This is a genomic window from Frankia sp. CcWB2 (assembly GCF_977927585.1).
In genome coordinates, this window is record NZ_CDWRCM010000029.1 from 3,442 (window position 1) to 15,091 (window position 11,650).

General features: G+C 73.3%; 4 protein-coding genes. All 4 read right to left on the minus strand.

The window, feature by feature from the left end:
- A partial coding sequence (locus ACY45C_RS05225; protein WP_462186513.1) for a beta-ketoacyl [acyl carrier protein] synthase domain-containing protein occupies nucleotides 1-1,208 on the minus strand: 1,208 nt, incomplete at its 3' end.
- A gap of 8 nt (nucleotides 1,209-1,216) precedes the next feature.
- Nucleotides 1,217-7,444 (minus strand): SDR family NAD(P)-dependent oxidoreductase, encoded by a 6,228-nt coding sequence (locus ACY45C_RS05230; RefSeq protein WP_462186514.1) that lies wholly within the window; start codon nucleotides 7,442-7,444, stop codon nucleotides 1,217-1,219.
- Between the two features lie 12 nt (nucleotides 7,445-7,456).
- Nucleotides 7,457-10,648, minus strand: a complete 3,192-nt coding sequence (locus ACY45C_RS05235) for an SDR family NAD(P)-dependent oxidoreductase (protein ID WP_462186515.1) — start codon at nucleotides 10,646-10,648, stop codon at nucleotides 7,457-7,459.
- Nucleotides 10,649-10,678: 30 nt separating this feature from the next.
- The coding region (locus ACY45C_RS05240) for a beta-ketoacyl reductase (protein ID WP_462186516.1) at nucleotides 10,679-11,650 on the minus strand (972 nt) is incomplete at its 5' end.

Genomic DNA, 11,650 nt, shown 5'->3' on the forward strand with positions numbered 1-11,650 from the left:
ATCATCCCGTGCCGCAGCATGAGCACCACCTTGATCAGCCCCGCGATTCCCGCGGCGGCCTCCAGGTGCCCCAGCCGGGCCTTGACACTGCCGATGGCCAGGGGAACGGTGCGACCGGGCGCTCCACTGCCAGCGACGGCGTCGAGCGCCCCCACCTCGATCGGGTCGCCCAACGCGGTGCCGGTGCCGTGCGCCTCGACGAAGCCGAGTTCCTCGGGGGCGACGCCCGCGTCGGCGAGGGCGGCGCGGATCACCTCCTGCTGGGCGGGCCCGTTCGGCACGGTCAGGCCGGAGGACGCGCCGTCGTGGTTGACGGCGGTGCCGCGTAGAACGGCGAGGACCGGCCTGCCCTCCCGCCGCGCGTCCGCCAGCCGCATCAGGACGAGCATGCCCGCTCCCTCACCGCGGCCGTACCCGTCGGCAGCGGCGGTGAACGGCTTCGAACGGCCGTCGGGGGCCAGCGCCCCGCTCTGGCACAGCGACACCATCAGGTCCGGCGAGAAGATGAGGTTCGACCCGCCCACCAGGGCGTAGCGGCATTCCTCCCGCCGCAGGCTCTGCGCACCGAGGTGCAGAGCGACCAGGGACGACGAGCAGGCGGTGTCCACGCTGATAGCAGGCCCGGACAGACCCATGGCGTAGCTGACCCGCCCGGCCGCGAAGCAGTGCCCACCGCCGGTGCCGTAGTACGGGTCGATGCCGCTCCGGTCACCGCCCGCCAGACGCTCGGTGTACTCGGAGGTCATGATGCCGACGAAGACACCGGCCGACAGCCGCCGCGAGCGGCGTACGGCGATGCCGGCCCGTTCCATGGCCTCCCAGGCGGTCTCCAGAAGCAGCCGCTGCTGCGGGTCGAGGGCCTCAGCCTCACGCTGCGAGATGCCGAAGAAACCGGCGTCGAAGTCGGCCACGCCCGACAGGAAGCCCGCGCGCCCGACATAGGAGCGCCCTGCTTGGCCCGGCCGCGGATCGTGGACCGCGCGCAGCCCGGGACGGTCGTCCGGAATCTCGGACACCGCATGGTCGTCCCCCAGCAGGAACTTCCAGTACGCCTCGGACGTGCGCAGCCCACCGGGAAGCCGCAACGCCATCCCGACCACCGCCAACGGCGCGTGGCGGTCGGCCTCGAGCTCGGCGACGCGGGCCCTGAGCCGCCGCGAGAGCCGCAGCTGGTCCTCCACCAGCGTCCGTAGCTGATCCAGATCCATCTTCGTCCTCACTGTTCCCCCGCCAGGTCGTCGCGCACGGCCTGGATGAGCTGATCGAGTGACAGGGCTTGCGGTTCGAGTAGGCCGGACGCCACCGGTGCGGGTGGGACGGCTCTGACGTGGGAACCAGTGGCCCGGCGCGCGGGCGCGCCGGGAGCGGCTGAGGTGAAAGTGAGCCCGTCGAGAAAGCTCGCCATCGCCGGCACCGTGGGATGATCGATCGCGACGGTGGCGGGCAGCTCGGTAGCCAGCGCATGTGCCAGCCCTGTCCGCAGGTCGATCGCCATGATCGAGTCGAGGCCCAGGTCAGCGAAGCCGAGTTCGTCGGTGACGGCCACGGGGTTGCCGAGGACCTCCCCGACCAGCGCGCGGATGGCGTCGCGCAGTCCGTCGTCGCGCGCGGGCCCGTCCAGGCCGTCGAGCGACTGACGCAGCCAGCCCTTCGGACGGGCCGGACCGCCCGGACTGCCCGGACCGTGCGGACCGTGCGGGTTCCGGCGCGGGCGGGTGGCCAGGTCCGCGACCAGCGCGGCGCGTGGATGGCCGGCCGCTGCCTCGATGAAGCGGGTGAAGTCCGCGGCGACCGCGACGATGCGCGGTGTCACGGCGTTCACCGCGAGCCCGAGGAGCGGTCCGGCGTCGGTGTCGGCCAGCGGGCGGACGCCGAGGCGTTCGGCGGCCTTCACGGCCGGGCCCGCCGCCGCCATGCCGCCCTTCCCGGACGGCACCCACGGCCCCCAGTTGACACTGGTCGCGGGCATGCCGCCGGCACGCAGGGCCTCGGCCAGGCCGTCGAGGTAACCGTTGGCCGCCGCGTAGTTGGCCTGCCCGGCGGAGCCGAGCACGCTCGACACGGACGAGAACAGCACGAACGCGCGCAGCGGCTCGCCGCGGGCGGCCGCCGCCAGCGTTTCCGCCCCGCGGGCCTTGGCCGCGAACACCTCTTCGAAGTCGGCCGAGGTGAGATGGGCGAAGGCGCCGTCGACGGTGACGCCTGCCAGGTGGAAGACGCCGTGCAGCGGGACGAGTGCGCCAGCGGCCGCGACCCCCCGGGCGCACGCAGCGGGATCGGTCACGTCGCCGGTCACGACCGCGACGCTCACACCGCTCGCGGTGAGCTCGTCGATGGTCCGTTGCGCCGTGGCGTCCGGGCCCGAGCGGCCCATCAACGTGATCGCCTTCGCTCCCTGACCGGCGAGGATCGTCGTGGCGCTCAGACCGAGGGCACCGAGACCACCGGTGATCAGCACACCTCCCTCCCACAACGGCCCACCCGCCGCTGCCTCGACCGGTGCACCCTCGACCGGTGCGAGCCGGGCGAGACGGACTCCGTCGCCGGCCAGCACCCACCGGGTCTCGTCGAAACCGGCATCCGCCGCCTCCGACAGCGCGAGCGCGAGCGACGTAGGCGTCCATCCGATGTCCAACCCGATCCGGACCAGCCGGCGCTGCGGGTCCTCGGCTTCGAGGGCGGCGAGCATGCCCCACAGCGCCTCCCGGACCGGAGCCGCCGACCGGCGACCGTCGCCGAGTACGGCGACGGGGATCCGCGGCGGCAGGGCCCGCAGCGACGCCGCCAGGGCGAGCACAGCCCGCAGTGCGTCCCCGGCCCCCGTGGCGGCGCCGAGATCGTCGAAGCGAGCGTCCACGACGAGGTCGACGTCGTCATAGGCGGGGTCGCAGGCGGCAGGGTCGGCAGGTGTGTCATCGGGCCACCGGCGGACCTGGTGGCCCAGGGTCTCCAGCGCATCGCACAGCGACCGTGCGTGCTCCCGTCCGGTACCGAGCACCGCAACGGTCCGCGGCACGTGCGGCGGGGTCGGCGGGGTCGGCGGGGTCGGCAGAGCCGCCACGGCCTGCGGGGTCCCGGTCGCCCGCGAGGCGGGCACCCAGGTCAGCGCGTACGCGTGCGACGGCGCACCGTCCCGCAGGCTGCGTTCCAGCACGGCACGGGAAGCGTGGCGGACCCGGAACTCCTCGGCCACGAACAGGCTGCCCGTCTCGGTGAACATGCGCAGGTCGGCGCTTTCCACCCGGATCCGACCGTGCGGCAGCGGCTCGCCCGCCCGGACACGCACATGGCCCCACAGCTCCTCGTGGGCCCGGGACGCACCGACCCCGGTCTCCGGCCCGCCCGCCGGAGCCCGGCCCGGGAAGGACAGCCGCGTCGCCGCGAACGGGATCGCCAGCGACGGTGCCTCCCCGGCGTCATCGTCGACCATGAAGCCGGCGATGCTCTGGAAGCAGGAGTCGATGAGGCCCGGGTAGATCTCGTAGTCGGCCGGGTTGTCCGGCAACACCGGCCGGGCGTAGCGGATCAGCGATTCCTCCTCGCGGATCCACACATCGGCGATCCAGCGGAACGACGGCCCGAGGGTGTAGCCGAGGTTGCGGAAGTAGGCGTAGAATGCCTCCCCGGTGATGTGACGGTCGGCCGCGGCCGTGAAGGCCGCCCGCTGTGCCTGCGGCATGCCCGCGGCCACGTCGATGGCTGCCGGGCGGGTGAGCCGGCCGGACAGGTGCTCCTCCCACGTGCCACGCTCGACGTCGACAAGGCTCTGCACGCTCAGCCGCGACGTCCCGACCGCGTCCGCGGGTTCGCTCACGACGATCTGGACGTCGTACCGCTCCCCTTCGGTGATGACGAGCGCGCGCGGGCAGACCAGATCCTCGATCGTGACCGGCTCTCCCCGGCCGCCGATCGCGGACAGGATCGTGCCCAGGTGCGAGGCCGCCGGGGTCACCACGGTGCCGTACAGGCGGTGGTCGGTGAGGTACGGCGGGAACTCACTGCTGCGATCGAACGCGAACACCCGCCCGGTCAGCGCCGGGGAGCGCAGCTCGCTGCCCCAGTGCGGTCCCCGGTCCTGGGCGGGCACCGGCCCACGCACGGCCGGGCCGGCCGGCCTCCGGGGAGCCTGCGTCGTGCCCGCCACCTTCGTCCAGTAACGGGTGGGCGCGAAGGGGTAGTGCGGAGCTCGGCCACGCCGCCCACCGGAGGCTGCGGTTACCCGGCTCCAGGCCAGATCCTGGCCCTGCTCGTAGAGCATTCGGGCGGCGGCCAGCACAACCGCGCGGTCCTTGCCGCCGCGCCGCAGCGACGGCACGGCACCACCGGCGGGAGCGCACCCGGCGGCCCGGACGAGATGGCCCAACGTCCGGTCCGGCCCGATCTCCAGGCAGACGTCGACCTCCAGGACACCCAGCTGCCGCGCGCCCTGGAGGAAACGCACCGGCTCGCGCACATGCCGGCACCAGTAGTCGGCGTCATAGGTATCGGGTGCGGCGAGCTCACCGGTGAGGTTGGCGATGATCGGCAGACGCGGCGCGCCGAAGGCGAGCGGCGCGATGGCCGTCCGCAGCGGAGCCAGCACCGGGCCCATCAGGCGGGAATGGAAAGCATGCGACACGACCAGGGGTCGCGCGGTGATTCCCAGTTCCTTCATCCGGGCGGCGAAACCGTCGATCTCGGCCACCGCGCCGGCCACCACCACCGCCTCCGGCCCGTTGATTGCGGCGATGTCCAGGGCAGTGCCGGTGAGCAGCTCGGCGACCCGTTCCGGCGGTGCCACGACGGCGAGCATCCCGCCGGGTTCGGTGTCCTGCATGAGCCGGGCACGATGGGTGATCAGAATGAGTCCGGCGTCGCGATCCATCACGCCGGCGTGGATCGCGGCCGCGATCTCTCCGACGCTGTGGCCGATGACCACGGAGGCGGTCACGCCCCACGACTCCCACAGCGCCGCGAGCGCCAGCTCGAGGGCGACCAGGGCGGGCTGGGTGATCCGGGTGGCGTTGAGCAGGCTCCGGTCGGTGCCGCTGAACATCAGTTCCGGCAGGCCGGCGCCGAGCATCGGGGCGACTACCCGATCGCAGGAGTCGATCATCTCGCGGAAGACCGATTCGGTCTTGTACAGCTCCCGCCCCATCCCGAAGTACTGGCTGCCCTGGCCGGAGAACAGGAAGGCGACCCGCGGCGACCGGGTGGGACCGGCCGTGACCGGTGTACGCAGCCCGGCGAGCAGCTCGTCGCGGTCACGGACGAGCAGGGCGCGCCTGGCCGGCAGGTGCGCCCGGCCCGACCCCGCCGTGGCCGCGAGATCGGCACGGTCGAGATCGGCACGGTCCGCGACGTGGTGCTCCCAGGCCGCCGAGAGGCGGTGCAGTCCCGCCTCGTCCGCCGCGGACAGCGCGAGCAGCGCCGGCTCCAGCACCGGCTCCGTGCCCGCCCGGCCGGCCGGGTCGGTGGGCGTGTCCGCCGCTTCGCCGGCCGGGGCTTCACCCAGGATGACCTGGGCGTTCGTACCGCTGAAGCCGAAGCTGGACACGGCCGCCAGGCGTCCGCCCGGCCCGGCGCGCCACGGGGTTAGGGCGTCGACGACGCGAACGTTCATAGCTGCCCATGGCACGTGCGGGTTGAGCGTCGCGCAGTGCAGATTCGCCGGAAGCTGGCTGTGGCGCAGTGCCAGCACCGCCTTGATCACACCGGCGATGCCCGACGCCGACTCACAGTGACCGATGTTGCTCTTCACCGACCCGAGGTACAGCGGCTCGCCGGGCCGGCGGTCCCGGCCCAGTACCGCCCAGGCGGCGGCGAGCTCGATGGGGTCGCCGAGAGCCGTGCCGGTCCCGTGGGCCTCCAGGTAGGAGATGGACGCGCCCGCGACCTCGGCGTCGGCGAGCGCCGCGGTGATCACTGCTTCCTGGGCGCGGCCGCTCGACGCGGTCAGCCCCGACGAGGCGCTGTCGGAGTTGACATCGCTGCCGTGGAGAACGGCGAGCACCTCGTCGCCGTCGCGGCGGGCGTCGACGAGACGCTTGAGTACCAGCACGCCGCATCCCTCGGCACGGACAAACCCGTTGGCGTCGGCCGAGAAGGTCTTGCAGCGCCCTTCCGGGGAGAGCATGTGGGCGCGGCTCACCGCGACCGAGCAGGAGGGCGCGGCGATGACGTTGACGCCGCCCGCAAGCGCGCAGTCCGTCTCACCTTGGCGCAGCGAGCGGATGGCCAGGTGCAGCGCGACCAGGGAGGACGAACAGGCCGTGTCGACGGCGAGCGCCGGGCCGCCCAGCCCGAGAACGTAGGCGATGCGGCCGGCGGCCACGTTCAGGGCTGTGCCGGTGCTGAAGTAGGCGTCGAGCTGCTCCAGCCCGCCGCCTTCGAGTAGGCGGGCGTAGTCGGAGTTGGAGATGCCGACGAAGGCCTCGGTGTGGGTGCCGCGCAGGCTCTTCGGGTCGATGGCGGCGTCCTCGAGGGCGTGCCAGGTCGACTCCAGCAGCAGCCGCTGCTGCGGATCGAGGCTTTCGGCCTCTCTCGCGGGGATGTCGAAGAACGCCGCGTCGAAGCGGGCGATGTCCCGCAGGAACCCACCCTGATCGGTGGTGATCGTTCCGGTCCGCATCGGATCGTCGTCATGCAGCGACGCCGCGTCGAAACGGTCGGCGGGAACCGGGCCGACCGCGTCCCGGCCGGCGCGCAGCAGCTCCCAGTACTCGTCGAGGGAGTCGGCACCCGGGAAACGGCCCGCCATGCCGACGATCGCGACAGGTTCGCCCGCGGTGACCCCGCGGTCCGCGGCCGGCCGGTTCCCGTGGCCGACCGCTCCGGCCGGGACGGCCGAAACGGCGGTAACGGCGGTAACGGCGGTAGCAGCGAGGGGTGCCGATGCCGTGGCAGTGGGCGTCCCACCGGTTGTCGGCATGGCGGCACGGGCGACCAGGTGACCGGCCAGCTCGGTGACGGTCGGATGATCGAAGATCTCCGAGATGCCCACCTGAATACCGAAGGCGCCGGACAGCTCACGCGCCAGGTCGACCGCCATGATCGAATCCAGTCCGAGGTCGAAGAACCCGACGTCCTCGCGGACGGCCCGCGCCTCGGCATGCCCGAGGATTCCCGCCAGCAGCCCCCGCACGGCGTCGCGTGCGGCAGCCGGACGCGCCCCGGTGGGGACGCCCGACAACACGGCGCGGCCCGAGGTCACCGCAACCGCGCCCGCCGCGGCATCCCGGCCCGATCGACCTGGGCAGACGTCATCCGGGACGACCTCGTCGAACAGCCGGCGGCGCCGCCGGCTGGCCATCACCTCGCCGAAGCGCGGCCAGTCCACCGGGCAGACCACCAGCGCGGATCCGGCGGACGGGGCGTCGGCGGTGAAGCTCGCGCAGCCGGCGTCGACGCCGATCTCCGCCACGCCCATGCGGGCCAGGTTGCCCCGGCCGGTCTCGTCCGCCATGCCGTCCAAGGCCTACGGCCCGAAGGCGATGCTCACCGACGCCAGGCCGGCGGCCGCCCGGTAGGCAGCGAGCGCGTCGAGCCCCCCGTTGGCGGCGGCGTAGGCGCCGTATCCGTCGATCCCCCACAGGGCCGAGACCGACGACAGTTGGACGAAGAAGTCGAGCGGCCAGTCACGGCTGAGCAGATGCAGCCACCACGCGCCGGTGAACTTGCCACGCAGTGCCACGGCGAAGCTGTCGGCGTCCGCCTCCGCCAGCGCACCTGCCGGCAGCGTGCCGGCACCGTGGATGACGCCGCGCACCGGGGGCATCGCATCGCCCACGCGGCAGGCGGCGGCGAGCGCCGCCAGGTCGTCACAGTCGCCGGCCCGGTAGCGGATGTCCACTCCGTCTCCGCGCATGCTCTCCAACAGCGCCGTGCCCGCCTGGTCGAGCTGTTCCTCGCTGCGGCGGCCCACCACCAGCAGGTGACGTGCGCCGCGGCGCACGAGGTCGGTGACGAGCACCCGGCCGATGGCACCGAGCCCGCCGGTGAGCAGATACGTGCCGTCGGGCCGTACCGGGAGTTCGGGCCCGGGGCCGCCTGTCAGCGGGCGTACCCGGGCGGCAAAGACGGCACCGTCCCGTATGGCGAGGACGTCGTCGAGGTCGCCGGTGCCGCCGCGGGCTCCCCCGCGCCCAGCGAGGCGGAGCAGCAGGTGCAGGTCCGCGGATTCGGGGAGAGCGGGCAGGTCGACGACCCCGCCCCAGCTGGAAGACAGCTCCAGTCCCAGAACCGCCGCGAGGCCGTGTAGCAGACCGTGATCGGTCGCCTCAATCACATCGTGTCCGGTGACCTGACGCACGCCGCGGGTGACGGCAAGAACCTGCCCGGTACGGACGGCCGCGAGCGTGCGGACGGCGGTCGTGACAGCAAGACAGGTCGCCGCCCCCACGGCGGCGATGTCGTGGGGCTCGGCACCGCCGGGTGACGAGGCGAAGGGATCGGGCAACGCTGTGGGCCGTATCGCCAGCAGCAGCGTAACCGGCTGGTCATCGGAACGCGACGCCCAGAACGCGGCCCATCCGGCGTCATCGCCAGGCAGGTCGTGACGCTGCCACCCCGGCAGCTCGGCGAGGTCGGTGAGGTCGGCGCCGACCGGGCCGAGCACCGTGCCGGGCATGCCGCCCGCAGCCGCGCTTTCGGTGAGACTCCGCAGCAGGTCGGCGTCGTCGCCGGCGAGGACGAGGGTGTGGTCACCCGGGATGGCCGGCAGGGCGATGGGCTGCCAGGCGATGTGGTGCGACGGCACGGCGGTGGGCGGCCGCACCGGGTCGGTGGACGCAGCTGTCTCCCTGCCACGGTCCTCGCCGCGGTCCTCGCCGCGGTCCTCGCCGTGCACCGCCGGCCGGGACGGGACGGGCGCGTGACGCTGCCGCTCCCAGGGATAGCTCGGCAGGTCGATCACGCGGCGGGCCAGCGGCACAGGCTCGTGGAGGTCCGCGGTGGCCGTGTCCTCGACGAGCGTCACGGCCGGGGACGCGGTACCGGCCGCCAGCGCCGCCAACGCCGCGGCCGCGCCGGTCGCGTCCGTCGCGGCGACCCGGGCGCGCACCGGGTGGCGGACCCGGCCGTAGGTCGTCGTGTAGGCGAAGGCCGGATAGGCGGCGGGGCCGAGGGTGGCCAGGCGCTCACCGAACCGGGCGGCGAGCGCCCGCAGCGCCGACGCGGTCTTCGCCGACACCTCGAAACCGTTGACCGGCGCGTCGGCATGATCCGCGGGGGCTGCCGGGGCTGCCGGGGATGCGGGGGATGCCGGGGCTACGGGGGCGGGCGCGTCCCCGGCGGGCCCGAGGATGAGGTGCGCGTTCGTGCCGCTCATGCCGAAGGAACTCACCCCGGCGCACCGGCCGCCGTCCGCCGGGCCCCACTGCTGAAGGTCCCGCGGCAGGGTGATGCCGGTGCCGTCCAGATCGATTCTGGGGTTCAGGGTCGTGAAGTGCACCAGTGGCGGAACGGCGCGTCGCTGCAGGCAGAGGATCACCTTGAGCAGCCCGGCGATGCCGGCGGCGGCCTCCAGATGACCGATGTTGGTCTTCACCGAGCCGACCCGCAGCGGAGCACCCCCGTTGCGCCGGCCGAGCACGGTGACGAGCGATTCCATCTCGATCGGGTCACCGAGCGCCGTACCCGTGCCGTGCGCCTCGACCAGACCGATGTCGGTCGGGGTGAGTCCGGCATCGGCGAGCGCGGCTTCGACGAGCCCGACCTGGGCCAGCACGTTCGGGGCGGTGAACCCGGACGAGCGGCCGTCGGAGTTGACCGCCGAGCCGTGGAGCACGGCGTGGATCCGGTCACCGTCCCGTTCGGCGTGGTCGGGGCGCTTGAGCACGACCACGCCACATCCTTCGCCCCGGGTGAAACCGTTGGCCCGGGCATCGAAGGCCTTGCACAACCCGTCGGGGGCGAGCGAGCGGGTCTGGGCGACCAGCCGCGTCGACCGGGGCGAGAGAACGAGGTTGACGCCGCCGACGAGCGCCACGTCGCACTCACCGCGGCGCAGGGCCTGGCTTGCCAGATGCACCGCGACCAGCGACGACGAACACGCGGTGTCCACGGCCAGGGCCGGCCCGGTCAGCCCTATCGTGTAGGCGAGTCGACCGGCGGCGAAGCAGTGGCCGTTGCCGGTCGCCCAGTAGGCGTCCGGTTCACCTGCCTGCCAGTCCCGATAGTCCTGACCTGTGATGCCGACGTAGAGACCAGTGCGGGCGCCGGTCAACCGGTCGGGGGGCAGCGCGGCGTTCTCCATCGCTTCCCAGGCCACCTCGAGCAGCAGGCGGTGCTGTGGGTCGAGCCCTCGTGCCTCCCGCGGGCTGATTCCGAAGAAGTCGGCGTCGAAGTCGAGCACCTCGTCGAGGAAGCCACCCCGTTGCGGCAGGCCCTCCCAGGCGGCGGAGAAGGGCCCCTTGCGTGCCGCCGGCATGGGGCGTACGAGGTCGCCCCCCGCGGCCAGGACGTCCCAGTAGGCGTCCAGGTCGGCGATGCCGCCAGGCAGCCGCAGGCCGACACCGACGACGGCGAGCGGAGCCCGGCCGGTCTGGGCGTCGAGCTGGGCACGGAGGTTTCTGATCGTTTCCAGCGCCCGCGTCAGGGGCGTCGGCGTGGGCGAACTGCCGCCGGAGGGCGTGCGACCGCCCGGTTGTACGTGACTGCCGGATTTCATGAGACCAGTTCCTTCGCGATCGTGCGGTGTTCAGGCGGCGACGGTGGTGAAGATCCGCTCGCACAGCACCCCGGCGAGGGCCCGCGAACTGCCGTAGGTCCACAGCAGCGTCGGCGAGAGGGTGAGGCCGAACGTGGCCTCGAGGCGATTACGCAGCTCCAGGCTCAGCAACGAGTCGAGTCCGAGCGCCTTGAACGGCGTCTGGCTCTCGATCGCCTTCGGGTCCAGCCGCAGCACCCGGCCGGCGAGCTCGCGCACCTTGGCCTCGACCAGGTCGTGACGGGCGTCCGTCGGGCCGTTACGCAGGTGCGTGAGAAAGGCGCCACCGGCCGCGGCGGCCGGTGTACCCGCCGACGCGGCCTGGCGCAGCACCTGCCAGCTCTTCTGGGCAGCGGTGTCGGGGTACGCGTCGAACCACTGCCGCAGGTTCAGCGGCACGTATCCGACGACCTGCTCGTCGCGGCGCAGGAAGCCGGCCAGCGCCGCCCAGGCCTCGTTGGCGGTGAAGCCGCCCATGCCCCGTTCCGCCAGCCGGGCGCCCCGGTTGGCGTCCTGCGCGGCCAGACCGATCTGCGTGAACGGCCCCCACTGCACGGACAGGGCTGGCAGCCCCCGACGCCGGCGGGCCACGGCCAGGGTGTCCATGAAGGCGTTGCCCGCGGCGTAGGCTGCCTGGGCAGCGTTGCCGAACAGGGCCGCTGCCGAGGAGAACATCACGAACAGGTCCAGCGGGTCGGCCGCGGTGGCCGCGTCCAGGTTGCGCGCGCCGTCCACCTTGGGTGCGAGCACCCGTTCGATCTGCTCGGGCCGCAACCGCAGGATGGTGGCGTCGTCGAGCAGGCCGGCGGCGTGCACCACACCGCGCAGTGGCGGCATCTCCCCCCGCAGCCGGGTCAGGGTGGCGTCCAGCGCGGCGGCGTCCGCGACATCGACGGCGAACGTCCGCACCCGCGTTCCGCCCGCGCGGATCGCCTCGATTCTGGCTGCCGCCTCCGCGCTCGG